Below are 22922 nucleotides of genomic sequence, written 5' to 3'. Positions count from 1 at the left end.
GGTACGCTGGGTCACTGTTGCCAACCACCACCGACCGCCAGCCGGATGGAGCAGACCCAGCATGTCCGCCGACCGCATTGACGCCATCGTCAGCCTCTGCAAGCGCCGTGGATTCGTCTTCCCGTCCAGCGAGATCTACGGCGGCACCCGGTCGGCGTGGGACTACGGGCCGCTCGGCGTGGAGCTGAAGGACAACGTCCGTCGGCAGTGGTGGAAGTCCATGGTCCAGCAGCGCGAGGACGTGGTCGGGCTCGACTCGGCGGTCATCCTCGCCCGCGACGTGTGGGCGGCCTCCGGGCACATCGCGGAGTTCACCGACCCCCTGACCGAGTGCCAGAGCTGCCACAAGAGGTTCCGGGCCGACCACATCGAAGAGGAGTTCGCGGAGCGGTACCCGGACAAGGTCTTCGCTCTGGGCGACCAGAACTGCCCCAACTGCGGGAACAAGGGCACCTTCACCGAGCCGAAGATGTTCAACGGCCTGATGAAGACCTACCTCGGCCCGGTCGAGTCGGAGGAGGGCCTGCACTACCTGCGGCCCGAGACCGCGCAGGGCATCTTCGTCAACTACAAGAACGTCGAGACCGCCGCGCGCAAGAAGCCCCCGTTCGGCATCGCGCAGGTCGGCAAGTCGTTCCGCAACGAGATCACGCCGGGCAACTTCATCTTCCGCACCCGCGAGTTCGAGCAGATGGAGATGGAGTTCTTCGTCGTGCCGGGCACCGACGAGCAGTGGCACGAGTACTGGCTGGACGAGCGGTGGAACTGGTACCTCGACCTGGGCATCAAGGCCGAGAACCTCCGCCGGTACGAGCACCCCAAGGACAAGCTCTCGCACTACTCGAAGCGGACCGTGGACATCGAGTACCGGTTCCGGTTCGGCGGCACCGAGTTCTCCGAGCTCGAAGGCGTCGCCAACCGCACGGACTTCGACCTGCAGACCCACTCCAAGCACTCCGGCGTCGACCTGTCCTACTTCGACCAGGAGAAGGGCGAGCGCTGGACGCCGTACGTGATCGAGCCGGCGGCCGGCCTGACCCGTGCGGTGCTCGCGTTCCTCCTGGAGGCCTACGACGTCGACGAGGCGCCCAACACCAAGGGCGGCGTCGACAGCCGCACGGTGATGCGGTTCGACCCGCGGCTCGCCCCCGTCAAGGTGGCCGTGCTGCCGCTGTCGCGCAACGAGCGGCTGTCGCCGAAGTCCAAGCAGCTGGCAGCTGACCTGCGCAAGCGCTGGGTGGTTGACTTCGACGACGCCGGCGCGATCGGGCGGCGCTACCGGCGGCAGGACGAGATCGGCACGCCGTTCTGCGTCACGGTCGACTTCGACACCTTGGACGACAACGCCGTGACGGTCCGCGACCGCGACACCATGGCCCAGGAGCGCGTCTCCCTGGACCGCCTGGACCTCTACCTGATCGAACGCCTCCCCGGCTGCTAGGTGGGTGGGGCCCGCTGAGCCAAGACGTCAGGTCAAAAGCCAGATCCAACCCATCATCCGGTTACGGTGGGGAGTCCCCGGCGCGCGGCGGTTTCAGGCGCTGAACGCCGGGATCTGGGACGCAGCCTCCTCCGGGTGCAGGTCCGCCTTCGTCAACCGGTGCACCGGCTCCGTGAACGGGAACAGCGACGTCGCCTCCAGGCCGTCGATCACCAGCAGCTCGCCCGGCTCCAGCAGCCGCCAGTCCGGGTCGTCGTCCATCCGCTCGCTGGCGATCACGTACGCCGGCACGGCCGCCGAGCCCGCCTCGATCGACAGGCTCCCCGGCTCGGTGTCGCCGGCCAGCTGCCGCGAACCGGCCCGCCCGCCGACCTCCGGGTTGAGCACCCACAACGGATGCGTGTCCGGGTACCGCAGCGCCCACAGCCGGCGCGGCTCGGCCAGCACGAAGTTGAACGCGTAGATCGGCAGCTCCTCGCCCATCCGGCGCACGGCGCTGATGATGCCGGCCGTGGTGTCCCCGAGCCGCTCGATCTCGGCCGTGATCCACGCGAACGCCAGCTCCGAGTCGGTCTCGCCCTCCACGAACACCTTGTCGAGCGGGCTCAGCCACGACTCGATGATGTCCAGGCCCCGGACGACCCCGTTGTGCGCGAACAGCCGGTCGCGGATGTCGAACGGGTGGCTGTTGTGCACGGTGAGCTTGCCGGTGGTGGCGTACCGGATGTGCGCCACGAACGTGTGCGACACGACGTGCTGCGCCTCGTTGACGAAGTCGGAGTCCTCGTAGGCGGCCACGGGGGCCCGGTCGCGGACCGGCTCGTCGCCGAGGCTGAACCAGCCGAGCCCCGTGCCGTCGGGCATCCGCCGGCTCTGCTCGGAGAGGCTCGCCGGGGCGTCGAGCAGCCACAGCGCGGTATGCACCCGGGGGCCGCCGGTGGTGAGGGCGAACAGTCTGCACATGGGCCGTAGTCTAGGGCTCTCGGGCCACGGAGACGGGGAGCTGAGCCCCGGCCCGACCTGAGCCCCGGGCCTCGCTGAGCCCCGGGCGACCAGAACCCGGCCCGAGCTGAGCTCCGGGCCCGACCAGGTGCTTGGCCGGCGCGCCGGCGGTGGACCGACGTTGTCAGCCGTGCGGCCGGCTGCGGCCGCCGATCGGTGGATCCGCAGGTCAACCGGGGGCTGAAAATTGTGGTCTGGTCGGCGGGCCGGAAGCCGGGTACAGTAGCCGTCATAGCTCGTCCCGACGACTTCCCCCGTGGTCGCCGGGACGAGTTTTTTCATGCCCGGATTCGCCCCCCGGCGGGGCCGCGCCTCCGGCCGTGCCGCGCCACAGTGGACGACGGCGCCGGTCAGGCCCGGCGGGCCCGGTAGGCGGCGGCCTTCGCCCGGTTCTGGCAGCCGACCCCGCAGAACCGCCGGGACGCGTTCCGGGTCCGGTCGAAGAACACCAGGTCACAGCCCTCCGCCGTGCACCGGCCGAACCGGTGCGTCTGCCCGAGGCCCACCAGGGTGGCCACGCCCGCCGGCAGGTCGGCGCGCCACGAGGCGAGCAGTCCGGCCCCTGCGGGGTGGTACGCGAGCGTCGGCGGCTGGCCGGGGAACCCGTGCAGGTTGGGCACGGCCGAGTACCGGGCCATCAGGTCGTTGAGCAGGTCGGCCGCGCCGGCCACGTCCTGGTCCGCGCAGGCGTCGAGGGCCCGGCCGAGTTCGACGCTGAACCCGGCCAGCGGCTCGGTGTCGCCCTCGGTGAGCACCGTCTTCTCGTCCAGCCCTGCCTCGTCGCGGGCGGCGAGCACGGCCGCGTGCACCTCGGCGGCCTCCGTGGGCGGCTCCACGGTCCGACCGCGGACCCGGGCGGTGGCCAGGTGGTTGACCAACTGGACGGCCAGCTCGACAGTGTTGATCAAATAACTGTCTAGATACTGTTGACCAGTGATGCGATAGGAATCTAGAGTCACTGGCATAGCTTACCTAGCCAGTGACGGAGAAAATCGTGACCATCACCCTGAGCGAGGCCAGCCGGAACCTCGCCGGCATCATGCTGCTGACGGTCGTCACCATCGAGTTCGGCGGCTGGTTCCTCACGAAGATCGTGCGCGGCGACGTGCCGATGACGGAGTTCCAGAAGGCATTCGCCCGGGCCGGGCACGCCCACGCCGGGGTGCTCGTCATCTTCGGCCTGGTCTGCCAGCTCCTCGCCGACGCGACCACCCTGACCGGGGCGGCCGGCTGGGTGGCCCGGCTCGGCGTGCCGGCGGCGGCGATCCTGATGTCGGGCGGGTTCTTCGCGTCCTCGGCGGGCAAGGACGTCACGAAGCCGAACAAGGCGATCGCGATGCTGTGGGTCGGGGCGCTCTGCCTGGCGGCAGGGGTACTGACGCTGGGCATCGGCCTGCTGACGTCCTGACCATCGCCGGCCGGCCGGCGGCGGGCTCGCTGGCTGGGCGGTGGCGGTCGCCGGCCCCGGAGGCCCGAGCAGGCCGTCCCGCCTGGACCCAGCCGCCTGCATGAGCCGGGCTGGCCGGTGCGCGGTCGCCGGCAGCCCCGGCCGTAACGGCCTGTGGGCTCCGAGCGGCACCCGGTCGGCTCAGCCGCCCGAGTCGTCGAGCTCCGCGCCCTCGGGCACCTCGTCGGAGTCCCGGTCCGCCAGCCACCCCTCCGGCAGGAACACCTTCCCCGGCGAGTTGGTCCGGCCGCGCGGCAGCCCCAGCTCCGACTGCGGGAACGGGGTGTCGTGCTCCAGCTTGCCGAGCAGGTTCTCCAGCTCCATCAGCGAGGACGACATCGCCATCGCCCGGCGGAGTTCGCCGCCGACAGGGAAGCCCTTGAGGTACCAGGCGACATGCTTGCGGAAGTCGGTGACCCCGTCGCGCTCCTTGGTGAACCACTCGGCGAGCAGGCCGGCGTGCCGGCGCATCACGCCCGCGACCTCGCCCAGGGAGGGCATCACGGGCCCGGGGCGGTCGACGCCGAGCGCGCGGGCCCGGAACGCCGCCTCCAGGTCGGCGAACAGCCACGGCCGGCCGAGGCAGCCGCGGCCGACGACGACGCCGTCGCAGCCGGTCTCGTCGACCATTCTGAGCGCGTCGTCGGCCTCCCAGATGTCGCCGTTGCCGAGGACGGGCACGTCGAGGGCCTGCTTGAGGGTGGCGATGGCCTCCCAGTCGGCGGTGCCGGAGTACCGCTGAGCCGCGGTGCGGGCGTGCAGGGCGACCCACTTGACCCCGACGTCCTGGGCGATGAGGCCGGCCTCGACATACGTCAGGTGGTCGTCGTCGATGCCCTTGCGCATCTTGATCGTGACGGGGAGCCCGTCGGCGTTGTCGACGGCCGCCGCGACGATCGAGGCGAACAGCCGGCGCTTCCACGGGATCGCCGAGCCGCCGCCCTTGCTGGTGATCTTGCGGACGGAGCAGCCGAAGTTGAGGTCGATGTGGTCGGCCAGGTCCTCGGCGACGATCCGCCGGACGGCCTTCGCGGTGATCACGGGGTCGACCCCGTAGAGCTGGATGCTGCGCGGCTGCTCCTCGGGCCCGAACCGGATCATCTTCTCGGTCTTCGGGTTGCGGTGCGCGAGGGCCACCGTGGTGATCATCTCGCAGACGTAGATGCCGGCGCCCTGCTCGCGGCAGAGTTGGCGGTAGGCGACGTTCGTGATGCCCGCCATGGGTGCGAGCACCACGGGCGGGTCAACGACATGCTGCCCCAACATCAACGCCATCCGTCGAGGATCCCACAACCGGCCGATCCGGGCCGAACGGCAGTGTCGCACCTGACAGCGCCGGCGGAGAATACTGCCTCATGGCCCAGTTTCTCGACGCGTTGCGCGCGCTGCCGGCGTGGGCCGCCGCACTCCTGGCCCTCGCGGAGAACGCCCTGATCATGGGCGCGGGCGTCGCCTTCGGTCACCTGCTCGTCCGCGACCTCCGGAAAACCGAAGAGCAGACCTTGCAACGGGTACTCGCGGGAGCCGCCGTCCTGGGCAACGCCACCGTGACCCTGGCCGGCTGGTACCTGTGGAAACACGACCTGATCCACCTCGACCCGACCCTGTCCTGGTGGACGGCGACCGACCTGTTCCTCCTCATCCTGATCATGGACCTGGTCATGTACGCCGGCCACGCCCTCGCCCACCTGCCCCACGTCTTCGGGCTCGCCCACCGGCTGCACCACCGGTTCACCGACGCCCGGCCGGTGACCCTGTTCGCGCTGCACCCGGCGGAGGTGCTGGGCTTCGGCGCGGTGTGGATCGCGGTGCTCGCGGTCCACACGTTCGACGCGTGGGCCGTGGCGGCGTACACCGTGGTGAATGTGGTGTTCGGGGTGTTGGGTCATCTCGGGCTGGACCCGACGCCGGCGCGGGTGCGGCGCTCGGCGGTGTTCTTCCTCGTCGCGACCCCCGCGCTGCACGTCGGGCATCACCGGGACCCGACGTGCAACCTGGGCTTCTACACCACGATCGGCGACCGCCTGTTCGGCACGCTCGCCGCCGACTACGACCGCGAGCGGGCCGGGGCCTGACCGTCCTGCCGGCGGGTCAGCCCATCGCCACGGCGTTGCCGGTGACCCGGATGCCGCCGGTGCCCTCGGGCACGTCGACGGTCAGGTGCCCGGGGCGGCCGAGGTCCTCGCCCTGGTGGATCGACAGCCGGACCGGCGGCTGGATCAGGCCGAGCGCGCGCAGGTAGCCACCGAGGGCCGCGGCCGAGGCTCCGGTGGCGGGGTCCTCGACGACCCCGCCGACCGGGAACGCGTCCCGGACGTGGAACTCGGTCTCCGCCGCGCGCCAGACCAGCTTCACCGTGGTCCAGTCCCGCCACAGCATCAGGTTGCGCAGCCGCTCGAAGTCGTAGTCGAGCTTCGCGAGCCGGTCGCGGGTGGCTGCGGCGAGGATCAGGTGCCGGGCCCCGGCGAAGCCGATCCTGGGCGGCAGGGCGGCGTCGAGGTCCTCCGGGGACCAGCCCAGGGCGGCGAGCGCCTCGGCGAGGTCCGCGTCGGGCACCTCGGCGACCGTCGGCGGGACGCTGGTCAGGGTGGCGGTGAGCTGGCCGTCGGCGTCCAGGGAGGTGACCACCGGGATCTCGCCGGCCTGGGTGTGGAAGAGCATCGGGCCGGGCCCGACCCGCTCGGCGACGGCCACGGCCGAGGCGATGGTCGCGTGCCCGCAGAACGGGACCTCCGCCTTTGGGGAGAAGTAGCGGACCGTCCAGCCGTCGGCGGCGCGGGTGAGGAACGCGGTCTCGGAGTAGCCCACCTCGGCGGCGATCGCGAGCATCTCGGCGTCGGTCAGATCCGCGTCGAGCACCACCCCGGCGGGGTTGCCGGCGGCGGGGTCGCGGGTGAAGGCGGCGTAGCGCAGAACTGTCATGCCCTCACCGTATGGGAGGGTCCCGGGTCGCGGTCTAGATCCACTTGGCAGGTGGTGGCCTGCTGGTAGAGTTCGCTGACTGACCGCCAGTCATTCTTGGGAGGCAGCATGCAGCGGTTCCAGCCGCCCGACGTCCGCCGCCGGCAGATCCTCGACGCCGTCGCCGACCTGCTCCTCGCCGACGGGTACGACAACCTGACCGTCAGCCGGGTCGCCGACCGGGCCGGCGTGGCCAAGGGCACCGTCTACCTGTACTTCGACTCGAAGAACGCCCTGATCAGGGCCCTGCAGGCCGACCTGTGGCAGCTGATGCTGCACGACCCGGTCGCGACACTCTCGGACGATGCCCTGACCTGGGCCGACCGGCTCGACCGGCTCGTCGCCGCCTGGGTGGAGGCCGAGTCGACGCACGCCGACCTGTACCACCTGCTGTTCCACCTGCACGGCGGCGGCGGGGACCCGATGACCGGCGCGCGGGACGTCCTCCAGGCGATCATCGAGGGCGGGGTCGCGGCCGGCGAGTTCCACGTCGACGACCTCCAGGTGACTACGGATTTCCTGCTGCACGCCTACGTCGGACCGTGTCATCATCCGCACATCGGGGACATCACCGGCGGGGTGCAGGTCCTGTTCCGCCGGGTTGTCGGTGCGACCTGAGAGAATGCGGTCCGTGACGACCTCCATTCACCAGCGCATCGCCGACGAGCTCGGTGTCCGCCAGGGCCAGGTCCAGACCGCCGTCGAGCTGCTGGACGGCGGTTCGACGGTGCCCTTCATCGCGCGGTACCGCAAGGAAGCCACCGGCATGCTCGACGACGCGCAGCTGCGCACCCTCGAGGAACGCCTCCGCTACCTGCGGGAACTCGAAGAGCGCCGCGCAGCCGTCCTCGACTCGATCCGCACCCAGGGCAAGCTCGACGACGCCCTGGAGGCCCAGATCCTCGCCGCCGACTCCAAGGCGCGGCTGGAGGACATCTACCTGCCCTACAAGCCGAAGCGGCGGACCAAGGCGCAGATCGCCCGTGAGGCCGGCCTGGAGCCGCTGGCCGACGGCCTCCTGGGCGATCCGACCGTGGACCCGCAGGCCGCCGCCGCGGCCTTCGCCGGCCCCGACCTGGATGTGGCCGCCGCGCTCGACGGCGCGCGGTCGATCCTCGTCGAGCGGTTCGCCGAGGACGCCGACCTGATCGGCGAGCTGCGCGAACGGATGTGGACCCAGGGCCGGGCCGTGTCCAGGGTCCGCGACGGCAAGGAGACCGAGGGCGCGAAGTTCGCCGACTACTTCGACTTCGCCGAGCCGCTGACCAAGCTGCCCTCGCACCGGATCCTCGCCATGTTCCGGGGCGAGAAGGAGGAGGTCCTCGAGTTCGTCCTGGAGCCCGAGCCCGAGCCGACCGGCGACTACGAGCGCACCATCGCGGTGAAGTTCGGCGTCGCAGACCTCGGCCGCCCGGCCGACAAGTGGCTGTCGGACACGGTCCGCTGGGCGTGGCGGACCCGGATCCTCGTGCACCTGGGCATCGACCTGCGGATGCGGCTGCGCCAGGCTGCCGAGGACGAGGCCGTCCGGGTGTTCGCCGCCAACCTGCGCGACCTGCTGCTCGCCGCCCCGGCCGGCACCCGGCCGACGATGGGCCTCGACCCGGGCCTGCGGACCGGCGTGAAGGTCGCCATCGTGGACGACACCGGCAAGGTGGTCGCCCACGACACGATCTACCCGCACGAGCCGAAGCGCCAGTGGGACCAGGCGCTGGGCGTGCTGTCCCGGCTCGCGGCGGCGTACAAGGTCGAGCTGATCGCGATCGGCAACGGCACCGCCTCCCGGGAGACCGACAAGCTGGCCGGCGACCTGATCGCCGCGCACCCGGAGCTCAACCTGACCAAGATCGTGGTGTCGGAGGCCGGCGCGTCGGTCTACTCGGCGTCGGCGTTCGCGTCCGCCGAGCTGCCCGACCTCGACGTGTCCATCCGGGGCGCGGTGTCCATCGCCCGCCGGCTCCAGGACCCGCTCGCCGAGCTCGTGAAGATCGACCCCAAGTCGATCGGCGTCGGGCAGTACCAGCACGACCTCGCCGAGGCCAAGCTGTCCCGCTCGCTGGACGCCGTCGTCGAGGACTGCGTGAACGCGGTCGGCGTTGACGTCAACACCGCCTCCGCGCCGCTGCTCACCCGGGTGTCGGGGATCAGCGCGGGGCTCGCCGAGAACATCGTCGGGCACCGTGACGCCAACGGGCCGTTCCGGTCCCGCAAGGCGCTCAAGGACGTGGCCCGGCTGGGGCCGAAGGCGTTCGAGCAGTGCGCCGGCTTCCTGCGGATCCCCGGGGGCGACGACCCGCTGGACTCCTCCAGCGTGCACCCGGAGGCGTACCCGGTGGTCCGGCGGATCATGGCCGCCACCACGGGCGACATCGCCACCCTGATCGGCAACGGCGCGGCCCTGCGCACTGTGAAGGCCACCGACTTCGTGGACGACACGTTCGGGCTGCCGACGGTCACCGACATCCTCGCCGAGTTGGAGAAGCCCGGCCGGGACCCGCGCCCGGCGTTCCGCACGGCCACCTTCAAGGACGGCGTCGAGAAGCTGTCCGACCTGGAGCCGGGCATGCTCCTGGAGGGCGTCGTCACGAACGTGGCGGCGTTCGGGGCGTTCGTGGACGTCGGCGTGCACCAGGACGGGCTCGTGCACATCTCGGCGATGTCGCAGACGTTCATCAAGGACCCCCGCGACGTGGTCAAGCCTGGGGACATCGTCCGGGTCAAGGTCCTCGAGGTGGACATCCCGCGCAAGCGGATCTCGTTGACGCTGCGGCTGGAGGACGAGGCCGCCCGGGGCGGTGCGCCGGGCGAGCGTCGCGGCCAGGGTGCCGGCGGGCCCGGTGGGCAGCGCGGGCCGGGGCAGGGCGGCGGGCGGCCGGGCGGTGGTCAGGGTGCCCCGGGCCAGGGCGGCCGGGCCGGCGGCGGTGGCCGGTCCGGGGGCGACGGTTCCGGCGGCCGGCAGGGCGGACAGGGCGGTGCCGGTGGCCGGCAGGGCGGCGGCCAGGGCGGTGCCGGTGGCGGCCGTCAGGGTGGCGGCGGCGGGCAGGGCGGGCAGCCGCGCCAGCAGCGCCGCGAGGAGCCGGCCAACAGCGCGATGGCCGAGGCTCTGCGCCGGGCGGGCCTGACGAAGTAGTACCGCTGCGTGACGAATGGCCGTGCCTCCACTGAGGCGCGGCCATTCGGCTGTTCGGAGCGCAGTGCCCTGTCGGACCGACATGTGCCGGGTCGGCGCCCACCGTAAAATATGATGGGTTTAAGGGTTTTGGGGTGGCTTGTCGCCCGGATTCGCGGGATGAGCGGAGGTTCGGAGCCCTGGCTGGCGTCGGTTTGCCGCCGTCGCGAGGGGGGTATTTCTCGAGCACGTCGTGCGCGGAATGGCGCGCGAAAGGGCCCCGGCGCGCTCATCTGCTCACGGAGGTGAACCGCCTATGTGCCGAGTGTCACCAAAGGGTGCCACGACCCCGAGGGTAACCGCTAGCCTGCGCGCATCGGGGCACGACGGTTTGCCCATCCGCTCTGGAGGCTTGCTGTGACGAAGTTCGTGTACGACTTTGCCGAGGGCAACCGTGACCTCAAGGATCTGCTGGGCGGCAAGGGCGCGAACCTCGCCGAGATGACCAACATCGGTCTGCCGGTCCCGCCCGGGTTCACGATCACCACCGAGGCGTGTCAGGAGTACCTGGCCAACGGCCACGAGCCGGCGAGCCTCCAGCAGGAGATCGACGAGCACCTGGCGGCCCTCGAGGCGCAGATGGGCAAGAAGCTCGGCGACGCGGCCGACCCGCTGCTGGTGTCGGTGCGGTCCGGGGCGAAGTTCTCGATGCCCGGCATGATGGACACGGTGCTCAACATCGGGCTGACCGACGAGTCCGTGATCGGCCTGGGCGACAACCGGTTCGCGTGGGACTCCTACCGCCGGCTGATCCAGATGTTCGGCAAGACCGTGTGCGGCGTACCGGGCGAGGACTTCGAGCACGCCCTGGAGGAGCTCAAGCGGATCCGGAGCACCGAGGACGACCTCGACCTCGACGCGGCCGACCTGAAGAAGCTGGTCGGCACGTTCAAGGACATCTTCCGCGAGCACACCAAGCAGGACTTCCCGCAGGACCCGCGCCAGCAGCTCGCCGACGCCATCCACGCGGTGTTCGACTCGTGGAACTCCGACCGCGCGGTCCTCTACCGCCGCCAGGAGCGGATCCCGGCCGACCTGGGCACCGCCGTGAACATCTGCTCCATGGTGTTCGGCAACCTCGGCTCGGACTCCGGCACCGGCGTGGCGTTCACCCGCGACCCGGGCTCCGGCGTGCGCGGCGTGTACGGCGACTACCTGGTCAACGCCCAGGGCGAGGACGTCGTCGCCGGTATCCGCAACACCGTGCCGCTGCAGGACCTGCAGCAGATCGACAAGAACAGCTACGACCAGCTGATGGACATCATGACCACGCTGGAGAACCACTACCGCGACCTGTGCGACATCGAGTTCACGATCGAGCGCGGCAAGCTGTGGATGTTGCAGACCCGGGTCGGCAAGCGGACCGCCGCCGCCGCGTTCGTGATCGCCACCCAGCTCGTCGACGAGGGCATGATCGACCTGGACGAGGCATTGCAGCGGGTCACCGGCGCGCAGCTGGCGATGTTGATGTTCCCCCGGTTCGACGGCTCGACCAACGCCGAACGGCTCGGCAAGGGCATGAACGCGTCCCCGGGCGCGGCGGTCGGCAAGGCCGTCTTCGACTCGTACACGGCCGTGAAGTGGTCCCGGTCCGGCGAGAAGGTGATCCTGGTCCGCCGGGAGACCAACCCCGACGACCTGAACGGCATGATCGCGGCCGAGGGCATTCTCACCTCGCGCGGCGGCAAGACGTCGCACGCCGCCGTCGTGGCGCGCGGCATGGGCAAGACCTGCGTCTGCGGCGCCGAGGAACTCGACGTCGACACCAAGCGCCGCCGGCTCGTCGCGCCCAACGGCGTGGTGATCGAGGAGGGCGACGTCATCTCCATCGACGGCTCCTCCGGCGTGGTCTACAAGGGCTCCGTCCCCGTCGTCCCGTCGCCCGTCGTCGAGTACTTCGAGGGCAACGTCGACCTGTCCGACGACCTGGTCCGCGCCGTCGACCGGCTGATGAAGCACGCCGACGACGCCCGCCGCCTCGGTGTCCGCTCCAACGCCGACACCCCGGAGGACGCCGAGCGGGCCCGTCGGTTCGGCGCGCAGGGCATCGGCCTGTGCCGCACCGAGCACATGTTCCTCGGCGAGCGCCGACAGCACGTCGAGCGGCTGATCCTCGCCGACGGCGACACCGAGCGCGCCGAGGCCCTGGAGACCCTGCTGCCGTTGCAGCGCGACGACTTCGTCGGCATCTTCGCCGCGATGGACGGGCTGCCCGTCACCGTCCGGCTGCTCGACCCGCCGCTGCACGAGTTCCTGCCCGACATCACCGAGCTGTCGGTGCGGGTGGCGCTCGCCGAGGCCCGGGGCGAGAAGCACGAGAACGACCTGCGGCTGCTGCAGGCCGTGCACAAGCTGCACGAGCAGAACCCGATGCTCGGCCTGCGCGGCGTGCGCCTCGGCCTGGTCATCCCCGGCCTGTTCACGATGCAGGTCCGCGCCATCGCCGAGGCGGCGGCCCACCGGATCAAGAGTGGTGGCGACCCCAAGGTCGAGATCATGATCCCGCTGGTCGGGGCCGTGCAGGAACTCGAAGCCGTGCGCACCGACGCCGAGCGGGTGCTCCGCGAGGTCGCCGAGGAGACCGGGGTCGTCGTCGACGCCCTGATCGGCACCATGATCGAACTGCCCCGCGCCGCGCTCACCGCCGGCCAGATCGCCGAGGCCGCCCAGTTCTTCTCGTTCGGCACCAACGACCTGACCCAGACCGTGTGGGGCTTCTCCCGCGACGACGTCGAGGCGGCGTTCTTCTCCGCGTACCTGGAGAAGGGCATCTTCGGGGTGTCGCCCTTCGAGACCCTCGACCGCGACGGCGTCGGCCGGCTGATCCGGATCGCCGTCGCGGAGGGCCGCGCGGCCCGGCCCGGGCTCAAGCTGGGCGTCTGCGGCGAGCACGGCGGCGACCCGGACTCGGTGCACTTCTTCCACGAGGTCGGGCTGGACTACGTGTCCTGCTCGCCGTTCCGGGTGCCGGTGGCGCGCCTGGAGGCCGGCCGGGCGGCGACGGAGTCGGTCGGCAGCGACTCCCGCTAGCCATGCGCGCCGTGGCCGGCTCGACGGGCCGGCCACGGCCTGGACGCAACGCCCGGGCGGCCGGGCCCCAACGGGCTCCCGGACAAGCGGCGGCCCAACCCCGCAAACGGGCTCCCCGGGCCAGCTGCGGGCACGGTCCGCAACGGGCTCCCCGGGCTGGTCACGGGCCTAGACTCAAGGTGACCGAACGGAGGTCGCCATGACGACACTGGAACTCGACCTCGACTCCGCGCTGCCCCCGGAGCGGGTCATCGCCGCGCTCACCGACTTCACGGAACACCGTCCCGACATCTGGCCGGGCATCTCGCGCGAGCTGTACAAGGTCTACGAGGTCGGCGAGAAGTCCGCCCTCATCCGGGAGGGCACCAAGTCCCCGGGCATGTCGGTGTGGGCGAAGGAACGCTACGACTGGTCCGAGCCCGGCACCGTGACCTGGACGGTGGAGGAGAGCAACTTCGCCGAACCCGGCCACGGCGTTACCGCCCGGGTGACGCCCGGCGAGCGGGGCGGCAGCCACATCCACCTCACCTACGACAGGGTGGGCAAAAACCTCAAGGGCAAGCTCGCCGTGTTCCTGATCGGAAAGACGAAGGGCCGGCCGGTCGTGGCGTCGTTCCGTCGCGGACTTGCGGGCCTGGAGCACGAGGGTCGCGGGTAGCCTCAACAGGGTGGATGATGAGCGCTTCGTCGCGGAGCCGCCCAAGGACACTTCGGTCGGGCGAAGCCCCTACGCCCGGGACCGGGCCCGGGTCCTGCACTCGGCGGCGTTCCGCCGGCTGGCCGCCAAGACCCAGGTGCACACCGCCGGGGCGAGTGACTTCCCCCGTACCCGGCTGACCCACTCCCTGGAGGTCGCGCAGATCGGCCGGGAGATGGGCGAACGCCTCGGCTGCGACCCCGACATCGTGGACACCGCCTGCCTCGCCCACGACCTCGGCCACCCGCCGTTCGGGCACAACGGCGAGGACGCGCTGCACGCGGTCGCCACCGGCTGCGGCGGCTTCGAGGGCAACGCGCAGACGCTGCGGGTCGTCGCCCGGCTGGAGGCCAAGGTCCCCGGGGCGGGGCTCAACCTGACCAGGGCCACGTTGGACGCGATCTGCAAGTATCCGTGGCGGCGCAGGCCGGGCACCCGCAAGTTCGGCGTGTACGCCGACGACACCGCCGTCTTCGACTGGGTCCGCACGGGGCTCCCCGCCCTCCCGGCCTTCCCGGATCCGGCCTCCGGCCCGCACCCGGTGGGTCCGGCCGCCGCGGGGCGTGGCGACGAGCGGCGGTCCCTGGAGGCCCAGGTCATGGACTGGTCCGACGACGTCGCCTACTCGGTGCACGACGTCGAGGACGGCATCCACGGCGGATTCATCGCCCTCGGCGCGCTGGTCGACCCCGACGAACGGGCGGCGCTGTGCCTCGACGTCGCCGAGGAGTACTCGCCGGAGGACCCCTCCTACCTGCGCCCCATCCTCGACGCGCTGCTGGCCGACCCGCTGCTGGCCGCGCTCGCCCGCTACGACGGCAGCCACGGCGCGCAGGAGGCGCTCAAGCGGGCCACGAGCGTCCTGACCGGGCGGTTCGTGGCAATGGCCGTGTCGGCGACCAGGGAGGAGTTCGGGGACAAACCCCTCTCCCGGTACGCGGCGGACCTCATCGTCCCCAGGGTCACCCGGGCCCAGTGCGCGCTCCTGAAGGGCCTCGCCCTCCGGTACGTGATGCGCCGCCCCGGAGCCGAGCCCGGCTACGCCCGCCAGCGCGAACTGCTGTCCGAACTCGTGCACGCCCTGACGGTGCGGTCCCCGGACGCGCTCGACCCGGTCTTCGCGCCGCTGTGGCGGGCGGCCCCGGACGACGCCGCCCGGCTGCGGGTCGTGATCGACCAGGTGGCGAGCCTGACGGATCCGGGCGCGGTGGTGTGGCACCGCAGACTCGTCGGCTGAGGATTGTCGTGGCTAGCGCTGTCTACGAGTGGCAGTTTCCCTGGGTCTGGACTGAAGGCGACGTCGGAGCGCTCCCCGAGGATGGTCATCGATACGAGATCTTCGACGGATGCCTGGTCATGACTCCACCGGGCGACGAGGGCCATCAGGGCGTCATGGGTGGTCTGGCCTTCAGACTGCGTCAAGCCGCGCTGAGGGGCTGTCGGATTCGGACGAACCTCGGGCTCCGGCTCAACCGAGCGAGTCTGGTGCCCGACATCGTCGTGCTGAGGCCCGACGGGGTTCGCGACGAGGAGTGGACCCCGGCGGCCGACGCGTTGCTCGTCGTAGAGATCGCCTCCCGTTCCACCGAGATGAACGACCGGGGCAGCAAGCCGCTCTACTACGCGGAGGCCGGCATCCCCGTCTACTGGCGCATCGCTCGCGACGGCTCCCTGCACGTGTACGAACTCCTGGACGGTCCTGAGTACACGGTGACCACGGTGGTGCACCCCGGCGAGACGTGGGCGACGGACTACCCCTTCCCGATGACTCTCGACCCGGCTGACCTCACCGACTGACCGGTGGGTCAGCCCGTGCCGGCCGGGCGGTGCGACCACAGGTCGTAGACGGCCTTGTGGCAGGCGACGAAGTCCCGGGCCCGGTTCTTCACCAGCGTGCTCGTCCGGCAGTTGTCGCAGCGCGCGTTGACCCCGTCCGCGTCCACCCCCAGCTGCCGGCACAGCGTGACCGCGCGGACCAGGTGGAAGTTCTGGCTGACGAGCAGGACCCGGCGCAGGCCGTACACGTCGCGGGCGCGCAGGCAGGTGTCGTAGCTGTCCAGGCCCAGGCCGTCCTCGGCGATCCGGTCGCCGGGCACGCCCCTGGCCTCCAGGTAGCGCTCCATCGCGCCCACCTCGTCGCCGGAGGTGCCGCGCGCGTCGCCGGAGACGAGGACGGAGGTGACCTTGCCGGCGCGGTACAGGTCGGCCGCCACGTCCAGCCTGCCGGCCAGGAAGGGCTTCGGCTGGGTGCCGCCCGGGGCCAGCTCCGCCCCGAACACGATCGCCACGGGCGCGGACGGGGCGTCCGGGACGGCGAAACGGTGGCCCTCCGACACGGTCCTCGCCCACAGCGCTGGCAGGGCCGCCAGGACAGCGAGCACGATGGCCAGCCACAGGGCGGCCCGGATTCCTCGTCGCATCCTCGGAATCCTCGCAGGCTTCCGCCGGTCGCGGGGACCCGATACCGTGGGGTTGAGGTGATGCGCATGGCGACCACCGGTCGGATCGACACCGACATCGCGATAGTCGGGGCGGGCCCCGCGGGCCTGTTCGCCGCGTACTATGCCGGATTCCGGGGACTCAGCACCGTGCTGGTCGACGCGTTGCCGGAGCCGGGCGGGCAGATCACCGCGATGTACCCCGAAAAAATGATCTTCGATGTGGCTGGTTTCCCGGCGATCCGGGGACGCGATCTCGTCACCGGGCTCGTGGAGCAGGCCGCGACGTTCTCGCCGCGCTACGTCCTCGGCGTGCAGGCGGACAAGCTCACCTATGTCGAGGAACGCCCGGTGCTCACCCTCGACGACGGCACCGACATCCACTGTGGAGCCGTCCTGATCACCGGCGGGATCGGCAGCTTCAGTCCTCGGCACCTGCCGGCCGCCGACGCGTTCACCGGCGCCGGCGTCGTCTACTTCGTGCCGCACCTCGACGACCACGCCGGCCAGCACGTCCTCATCGTCGGCGGCGGCGACTCGGCCTTCGACTGGGCGCACGCGCTCGCCCCGATCGCGGCCTCCGTGACCCTCGTGCACCGCCGGGAGGCGTTCCGGGCGCACGCCGCGACCGTCGCCCGGGTCCGCGAACTCGGCGTCCGGATCGTCGTCAACGCCCAGGTCACCGAACTGCTCGGCACCGAACGGGTCGAGGGCGCGGTGATCGTCGCCAAGGGCGCGGAACCCGAGCGGGTGCCCGCCGACGTCCTCGTCGCGGCACTCGGCTTCGTTGCCGACCTCGGGCCGCTCGCCGAGTGGGGGCTGCGACTCGACCGCCGGCACGTCTGGGTCGACTCGACGATGGCGACGAACCTGCCGAGGGTGTTCGCGGCGGGCGACATCACGGAGTACCCGGGAAAGGTCCGGCTCATCGCCACCGGCTTCGGCGAGGCGGCGACGGCGGTCAACAACGCCGCGGTGGCCATCGACCCGGCGGCGCACCTGTTCCCGGGACACTCCTCCGACGTGGGGTGAGCGTTTTGTCCGTCTTGAAGCACGCCGATGAGTGAGGAGGACCGAGCGGATAGACTCCGCCGTGTGCAGCCTTGGGAACAGTCGCCCGACGAACAGCCGCGCGATCCGTGGGAGGAACCCCCTCCCGGCGGACGTCGTCGCGAGCCGGACGACTATGACCAGCCGACCGGGTTCATGCGCAGGCCGGAGCCGGTGACGGGCGTGCCGGGGGAGTACCCGACGCCGACCGTCTACGGGCAGCCGGCCCCGGGCGGCTATCCCGAGCCCACCGTCTACGGCCAACCCTCTTCGACGGGTACGTACCCGCAGCCGGCGACCCCCAGCAGCTATCCGGAGCCGACGGTCCCGGGCGGCTACCCGACACCGGCCGCTCCCGGTGGCTACCCGACCCCGGCCGCGCCCGACGCCTATCCGACCCCGGCGGTCTACGGCCAGCCGGCGTCCCCGGCGCAGACGGGCAGCTATCCCCAGCCCGCCGCGCGGGGTACCTACCCCGAGCCGGCTTCCGGCAGCTACCCGCAGGCCTCCGCGCCGGGCGGCTACCCGGAGCCCGCTCCCGCCGGTGGCTACCCGACCCCGGCGGTCTACGGCCAGCCGGCGTCCCCGGCGCAGACCGGCAGCTACCCGCAGCCTGCCGGATACCAGGAGCCGGGCGTCTACGGCCAGCCGGCCGGCCGCGCCACCCCGCCCGAGCCGGCCGAGCCCGCGAGCTACGGCCCGCCCTCGGGACAGACCGGGGCATGGGCCCAGCAGGAGCCCGCGGTCTACGGACAGCCCTCGGGGCCGTCCGCGACGGGAAGCTACCCCCAGCCCAGTGGCTATCCGCAGCCGTCGCCCTCCGGCAGCTACCCGCAGTCCCCGGTCCCCGGCGGATACCCGGAACCCGCAGCTCAGGGCGGTTACGCCGAGCCCTCCGCCCCCGGCGGCTACCCAGCGCCTTCTGCCCCCGGCTACCCGGAGCCCGCCGCCCCGGGTGGCTACCCGGAACCCGCCGCTTCGGGCGGTTACGCCGAGCCCTCCGCGCCCGGCAGCTACCCCGAGCCCGCCACCAACGTCTACGGCCACCCGGCCCCGGACCAGCCCGGCAACTACGCCCCGGCTCCGGACCACCCCGGCGGTCACCCGGTCCAACCGGACCCGGCCACCCCGGGCGTCTACGGCCGCGCCGTGGCCCAGTCCTCGGCGACGGGCGGATTCCCGCAGGTCCCGGCGGCGTACGCGGAACCGGATCCCCGGGTCTACGGCCGCCCCGCCGAGCCGGACGGCCGCCAGCCGCACTACGACGAGCCGACCTGGGCCAGCGCCTCCCTGGGCCTGCCCGCCAGCGAGCAGGTCCGCATTCCGCCGCCGCCCCGCCGTCGCCGGCGCCGCGAGTGGAACGACGAGCAGGCGTGGCAGGAGCCGGTCCGGCAGGACCCGTGGGCCGAGCAGCGCCGGCACGACGAGTGGCTGGACGTCCCGCACGGCGGCCGGCGCTTCGACGAGCCGCGCGCCCGCCGGGGCCAGCAGATCCCCCCGCCGCCCCCGGCTCCGGCCCCCGCGCAGGAGTACGACAGCGCGGAGCGGCCCCTGGTCGACGACGCGCCCCGGATGCGCCGGGCCGACGAGCGCTCCGACCGGGCCACCTGGCGGCAGGAGAACGAGATCTCCACGCCCCGGTCGCCCAAGACGAAGAAGATCCTGTTGGGCGCGGGCCTGTGTGTCCTGCTGCTCGTGGCGGGCCTCGGCTACTGGTTCTACGGGCCGCAGGGCAACGGCGTCGAGACGGACACCTACATTCCGGGCGCGACCGTGCCGGGCGTGATGGCGAAGGTCAAGGGGGAGGGCTTCACCTGCCTGGCCCCCGGCGCGACGGTCGCCCGGTGCACGAAGGCGGTCAGCGGGGTCGAGTTCAGCGTGACGCTGCAGTTCCTGGACGAGAACCGGGTGACGGCGATCATGGCGAACGGCGGGACGGGTACCCAGAGCCAGGTCGCCGTGACCGACAAGGAACTCAAGCCGTTCTTCGCGATGGCCTCACAGCTGCCGTTCACCGCCCCGTCGGCCGACGCGAAGGCGTGGGTGGACAAGAACGTGAAGAAGGACGCCAAGTCCAGCTTCAGCGGCGTCATGTTCGAGACGGCCAACGGACAGGACATCCTCAACATGTACACGAAGAAGCCGGTGTGACCATGCTGGTGTACTCGGTGCGCGCGGTCCTCGCCGACGCAGACGAACGTGGCCGCTACCTCGACTGGCTCCTCGGCGGCCACGTCGACGCCGTCCTCGCCGGCGGCGCGCTGACCGGTGAGGTGACGGCGCTCGACGACGGGTCGGTGGAATCCCGGTACACGTTCGCGTCCCGGGAGTCGTTCGCGGCCTACGAGACCGAGGTGGCCCCGAAGCTCCGCGCGGACGGCGTGGGCCGCTTCCCTGGGGCCGTCTTCACCCGCACCGTGGGCGAGCGCCTCGTCAGCGCCGGCCCCTGACGATCTCGGCGTAGCGGGCCTCGACGGACTCGACGAACCAGCCGGGGAGCATGCCGGTCCGGCGGAGTTCGGCGCGCTCGGCCGGCGTGAGGTCGCGGGCCACGTCGTCCACGGCGAGGCCGTAGTCCATCATCTTCGCGCTGCGCCGCTCGTTGTTCGCGCCGGGGGTCTGGATCCGGCTGAGGAAGCCCATGATGCCGGTTCTGCGGGACTTCTCGTCGCAGTAGTCGCGCATGGCGAGCCAGGCGAGGCGTTCGTCGGTCAGACGGTGGGACTCGGTCACGACCGCAGACAGTAGCGGATCGTGGTCGACTCCGCTGTCCGGATCAGGGGGCGGGGAGGGGCGACGGGCCGTCCTGTTCGACACCCGGGGTACCGACTTGCGCGGGCACCGGGGGGGTCATGTAATCTGATCCAGCACGACGGCAAGGCCGATCCCGCGTAGCTCAATTGGCAGAGCATTCGGCTGTTAACCGGAGGGTTATAGGTTCGAGTCCTATCGCGGGAGCAAGACCAGGCGCTGACTGATCTCCAGTCAGCGCCTGAATTGTTTTCCGGCTCGGCTCGCCGGTTGGGATCCTCACCCACCGGGTATCTGCTTTCCGGCAGTATGGGGTGATGAGCATGGGCTGGAAGATCGCGTTCTTCGGCGGTGTGGCCGTCGGATATGTCATGGGTTCCAAGGCTGGCCGCCAACGGTACGAGCAGATCGCCCGCCTCGGGCGCAAGGTCCGGCAGAGCCCGACGTTGCAGGAGGCGGCGGGGGTCGTCCAGGAGCAGGCCGGCAAGCTGGCGAACACGGGCCGCCAGCGCGTGGTCCGCGCCCTGCACCGGGTCGAAGCCTAGGGCGTCAGGACTCCTGCTGGGCCCGGTAGACCAGTTCGAGGGTCGCGGCCTGCACGCCCTCGTCGGTCGGGTCGACCCCGTTGTCGTACCGGACGGCCCACCGCAACCCGTCGATCCCGGGCACCCGCCGCCCCAGCACCCGCACCCCACCCGGCTGGCCGGGCAGCAGATGATGACTCGTGTAGGCGACCGACCGGGTGACCCGTTCGTGCACCTGGCGGGGCACCTGTCCGGGTTCGGCGAGCCGGAAGCTCACCGGCTCGGCCTCGATCACGAGCCCGATGTCGTCGTCGCTGGCCGGTCCGGGGATCACGGTCAGCACCTCGCCGGACCAGGTGGCCTTGCTGACCTCGTGCCAGCCGAGCCGCTGCTCGCGGGTGAGCCACAGCCCGATGTTGGTCGCGACCAGGTGGCCGTCGGCCAGCGGAGCCCACGCCACCACCCGCTCCCCGTCGGCGAGCACCGGGGTCGAGGAGGCGGGCAGCTTAGGCTTGCGGAAGAAGGACATCACAACCCTCCGACGGCTTGTTCGCGCAGCCCCCGGGCCTGCTGTTCGAGGGCGAACAGCTCGGCGGCCAGGCGCAGGTACTCGTCCTTGCTCTCCACCGGGTTCAGCCGCTGGAGCCCGCCCTTGAGTTCGGCGAGCCGCCGGTCGACCGTGGGCAGCTGGAGTTGGGCGAGGACGATGTTGACGTACCGGCTGTCGGGCTCGGCGTCGTAGCGGGTCGGTTCGACGGCCAGCTCCGAGACCAGCGCCTTGGCCGCCAGGTCGTCGGAGGCGTCGCGGACCAGCTCGATCCAGCTCGCGCCGGCCGTGGCCGAGGAGACCCCGCCGACGGCCATGATGGCCAGCCGCAGCTCGATGTGCGGCGCGTAGGTGTACGGCGTCGCGTCCACCGAGTCGAACATCGGCCCCGCGATCACCGGTACCTGCAGGGCCAGCTTCAGGGCCTCGCGCTCGACGAGGCGCTGCGGTTCGCTCGTCACCACCGGGGTCTTGCGGGCCGGGGGCTGGGCCGGGCCGCGCGAGTGCGACTGGACCGCGCGCAGCACCGGCTCGATCTCCATGCCGAGGTCGCCGGCGAGCTTGCGCGCGTACTCCGGCCCGAGTGTCCGGTCCTTGATCTGCGCGACCAGCGGCGCGGCCTCCTTGAGCGCGCCGACCCGGCCGTCGGGGGTGTTGAGGTCGTAGCGGGCGAGCATCGAACGCAGGGCGAAGGTGATCAGGAGTTCGCGGCGGGCGACCAGGTCCCGCACGGCGGCGTCGCCCCGGGCCAGCCGCAGCTCGCACGGGTCCATCCCGTCGGGCCCGACCGCGATGTACGTCTGGGAGGCGAACTTCTGGTCGTCGGCGAACGCCCGCAACGCGGCCTTCTGGCCGGCGGCGTCCCCGTCGAAGGTGAAGATGATCTCGCCATTGGTGTTCAGATCGTGCAGCAGCCGGCGGAGCACGTTGATGTGGTCCGCGCCGAACGCCGTGCCACAGGTCGCCACCGCCGTTTGCACGCCGGCCAGATGGCAGGCCATCACGTCGGTGTACCCCTCGACGATGACGGCCCGGCCCTGCTTGGCGATCTCCTTCTTGGCGTGCTCGATGCCGTAGAGCACGTGCGACTTCTTGTACAGCGGCGTCTCGGGGGTGTTCAGGTACTTCGGGCCGTCGTCGTCCTCGTACAACTTGCGGGCCCCGAAGCCGATCACGTCGCCGGCCAGGTCCTTGATCGGCCACAGCAACCGGCGGCGGAACCGGTCGATCAGGCTGCCCGACCGGGCCTCCTTGGCCAGGCCGGCCGTGATCAGCTCCTGGGAGGTGTAGCCCTTCTGCCGCAGGTGCCGCGACAGCGAGTCCCAGCCCTCGGGGGCGAAGCCGCAGCCGTAGTCCACGGCGGCGTCCTTGCCGAAGCCGCGCTGGGCGAGGAACTCCCGGGCCGCCCGCGCGCCGCCGCCACCGAGCTGGGCGGCGTAGAACTCCGCGGCGTCGTTGTGCGCGGCGAGCAGGCGCTGCTTCTGGCCGGGCTGCTGGCGGGGGGCGCCGGTGCCGTGGCCGGTGTCGACGTAGTGCAGCTGGATGCCGGCCTTGACCGCCAGGCGCTCGATGGACTCGACGAAGGTCAGGTGTTCGACCTGCTGGACGAAGGAGATGGCGTCGCCGCCTGCCCCACAGCCGAAACAGTAGAAAACTCCTCGAGCTGAGCTGACGTTGAACGAGGCGGACTTCTCATCGTGGAAGGGGCACAGCCCCTTCATGTTGCCGCCGCCGGCCGACTTCAGGGTGACGTGCTCGGAGATGACGTCGACGATCGACGTCCGCTCCCTGACCAGTGCGATGTCCTCGTCCCGGATCTTGCCCGCCACAGAACCTCCCACGCCGCCAACAGCCCGCACCTACAG

21 protein-coding genes and 1 tRNA gene are annotated in these 22922 nt (G+C 71.5%); 14 read left to right on the top strand and 8 right to left on the bottom strand.

Translation table 11 applies throughout. The features are described 5' to 3' along the window. Positions 1-61: 61 nt before the first annotated feature. Positions 62-1441 (top strand): glycine--tRNA ligase, encoded by a 1380-nt coding sequence (locus IW245_RS23265; protein WP_197005288.1) that lies wholly within the window; start codon positions 62-64, stop codon positions 1439-1441. Between the two features lie 93 nt (positions 1442-1534). Here the strand turns inward: IW245_RS23265 and IW245_RS23260 are convergent, their stop codons facing one another. Both IW245_RS23260 and IW245_RS40910 read right to left on the bottom strand, forming a co-directional pair. Beyond that, on the bottom strand, positions 1535-2404 hold the full coding sequence (locus IW245_RS23260) for a class II glutamine amidotransferase (protein WP_197005287.1): 870 nt from the start codon (positions 2402-2404) through the stop codon (positions 1535-1537). A gap of 389 nt (positions 2405-2793) precedes the next feature. After that, entirely contained in the window at positions 2794-3351 is a 558-nt protein-coding gene (locus IW245_RS40910) for a CGNR zinc finger domain-containing protein (protein ID WP_231398907.1), read from the bottom strand. Between the two features lie 86 nt (positions 3352-3437). Here IW245_RS40910 and IW245_RS23250 point away from each other — a divergent pair, with 86 nt between their 5' ends. Continuing rightward, complete coding sequence (locus IW245_RS23250; protein ID WP_233473153.1) at positions 3438-3851, top strand: hypothetical protein; 414 nt, start codon at positions 3438-3440, stop codon at positions 3849-3851. A 180-nt stretch (positions 3852-4031) separates the two neighbouring features. Here the strand turns inward: IW245_RS23250 and dusB are convergent, their stop codons facing one another. After that, the gene (dusB, locus tag IW245_RS23245; RefSeq protein ID WP_197005286.1) at positions 4032-5165 is read right to left on the bottom strand and encodes a tRNA dihydrouridine synthase DusB; all 1134 of its coding nucleotides are present in this window, start codon (positions 5163-5165) and stop codon (positions 4032-4034) included. Positions 5166-5245: 80 nt separating this feature from the next. On the opposite strand from dusB, the gene IW245_RS23240 reads away from it, so the two are divergent. Next, complete coding sequence (locus IW245_RS23240) at positions 5246-5965, top strand: sterol desaturase family protein (protein WP_197005285.1); 720 nt, start codon at positions 5246-5248, stop codon at positions 5963-5965. A 16-nt stretch (positions 5966-5981) separates the two neighbouring features. Here the strand turns inward: IW245_RS23240 and IW245_RS23235 are convergent, their stop codons facing one another. After that, on the bottom strand, positions 5982-6812 hold the full coding sequence (locus IW245_RS23235) for a PhzF family phenazine biosynthesis protein (protein ID WP_197005284.1): 831 nt from the start codon (positions 6810-6812) through the stop codon (positions 5982-5984). 108 nt (positions 6813-6920) lie between these two features. Here IW245_RS23235 and IW245_RS23230 point away from each other — a divergent pair, with 108 nt between their 5' ends. The 6 genes from IW245_RS23230 (at position 6921) to IW245_RS23205 (ending at position 15544) form a co-directional block, all read left to right on the top strand. Beyond that, positions 6921-7469 carry a TetR/AcrR family transcriptional regulator gene (locus IW245_RS23230; protein WP_197005283.1) on the top strand — a complete coding sequence of 183 codons (549 nt, stop codon included), beginning with the start codon at positions 6921-6923 and terminating at the stop codon, positions 7467-7469. Between the two features lie 13 nt (positions 7470-7482). Continuing rightward, positions 7483-9981: a Tex family protein gene (locus IW245_RS23225; RefSeq protein WP_307788909.1), complete on the top strand. Its 2499-nt coding sequence runs from the start codon at positions 7483-7485 to the stop codon at positions 9979-9981. Between the two features lie 396 nt (positions 9982-10377). Next, entirely contained in the window at positions 10378-13050 is a 2673-nt protein-coding gene (ppdK, locus tag IW245_RS23220; RefSeq protein ID WP_197005281.1) for a pyruvate, phosphate dikinase, read from the top strand. A 199-nt stretch (positions 13051-13249) separates the two neighbouring features. After that, positions 13250-13708: an SRPBCC family protein gene (locus tag IW245_RS23215; RefSeq protein WP_197005280.1), complete on the top strand. Its 459-nt coding sequence runs from the start codon at positions 13250-13252 to the stop codon at positions 13706-13708. 10 nt (positions 13709-13718) lie between these two features. After that, positions 13719-14984, top strand: coding sequence for a deoxyguanosinetriphosphate triphosphohydrolase family protein (locus tag IW245_RS23210; RefSeq protein WP_197005279.1), 1266 nt, complete (start codon positions 13719-13721; stop codon positions 14982-14984). Continuing rightward, positions 14876-15544: a Uma2 family endonuclease gene (locus tag IW245_RS23205; protein WP_307788908.1), complete on the top strand. Its 669-nt coding sequence runs from the start codon at positions 14876-14878 to the stop codon at positions 15542-15544. The genes IW245_RS23210 and IW245_RS23205 overlap by 109 nt, the downstream gene beginning before the upstream one ends. Positions 15545-15552: 8 nt before the next feature. On the opposite strand, the gene IW245_RS23200 is transcribed toward IW245_RS23205, so the two are convergent. Then, positions 15553-16167 (bottom strand): SanA/YdcF family protein, encoded by a 615-nt coding sequence (locus IW245_RS23200; protein WP_197005277.1) that lies wholly within the window; start codon positions 16165-16167, stop codon positions 15553-15555. A gap of 66 nt (positions 16168-16233) precedes the next feature. Between IW245_RS23200 and IW245_RS23195 the strand changes: the two genes are divergently transcribed. From IW245_RS23195 to IW245_RS23185, 3 genes are all read left to right on the top strand, one after another. Beyond that, positions 16234-17217, top strand: coding sequence for an NAD(P)/FAD-dependent oxidoreductase (locus IW245_RS23195; protein ID WP_197005276.1), 984 nt, complete (start codon positions 16234-16236; stop codon positions 17215-17217). Between the two features lie 63 nt (positions 17218-17280). Further along, positions 17281-19386 (top strand): hypothetical protein, encoded by a 2106-nt coding sequence (locus IW245_RS23190; protein ID WP_197005275.1) that lies wholly within the window; start codon positions 17281-17283, stop codon positions 19384-19386. Between the two features lie 2 nt (positions 19387-19388). Next, complete coding sequence (locus IW245_RS23185; RefSeq protein ID WP_197008640.1) at positions 19389-19685, top strand: DUF4286 family protein; 297 nt, start codon at positions 19389-19391, stop codon at positions 19683-19685. Here the strand turns inward: IW245_RS23185 and IW245_RS23180 are convergent. Further along, positions 19669-19968 carry a hypothetical protein gene (locus IW245_RS23180; protein WP_197005274.1) on the bottom strand — a complete coding sequence of 100 codons (300 nt, stop codon included), beginning with the start codon at positions 19966-19968 and terminating at the stop codon, positions 19669-19671. The two genes, IW245_RS23185 and IW245_RS23180, sit on opposite strands and share 17 nt — an antisense overlap. Before the next feature lie 152 nt (positions 19969-20120). Here IW245_RS23180 and IW245_RS23175 point away from each other — a divergent pair. Both IW245_RS23175 and IW245_RS23170 read left to right on the top strand, forming a co-directional pair. Beyond that, a tRNA-Asn gene (locus tag IW245_RS23175) sits at positions 20121-20193 on the top strand. Positions 20194-20303: 110 nt separating this feature from the next. Beyond that, entirely contained in the window at positions 20304-20531 is a 228-nt protein-coding gene (locus IW245_RS23170) for a hypothetical protein (protein WP_231398904.1), read from the top strand. A gap of 4 nt (positions 20532-20535) precedes the next feature. On the opposite strand, the gene IW245_RS23165 is transcribed toward IW245_RS23170, so the two are convergent. Together IW245_RS23165 and dnaG are read right to left on the bottom strand one after the other, a co-directional pair. Then, on the bottom strand, positions 20536-21039 hold the full coding sequence (locus IW245_RS23165; protein ID WP_231398903.1) for a hypothetical protein: 504 nt from the start codon (positions 21037-21039) through the stop codon (positions 20536-20538). Then, on the bottom strand, positions 21039-22886 hold the full coding sequence (gene dnaG / locus IW245_RS23160; protein WP_197005272.1) for a DNA primase: 1848 nt from the start codon (positions 22884-22886) through the stop codon (positions 21039-21041). The genes IW245_RS23165 and dnaG overlap by 1 nt, the downstream gene beginning before the upstream one ends. Between the last annotated feature and the right edge of the window lie 36 nt (positions 22887-22922).

It is taken from the genome of Longispora fulva, from assembly GCF_015751905.1.
In the GTDB taxonomy this organism is placed as follows: domain Bacteria; phylum Actinomycetota; class Actinomycetes; order Mycobacteriales; family Micromonosporaceae; genus Longispora; species Longispora fulva.
This window is presented reverse-complemented; position numbering and strand designations above follow the sequence as displayed.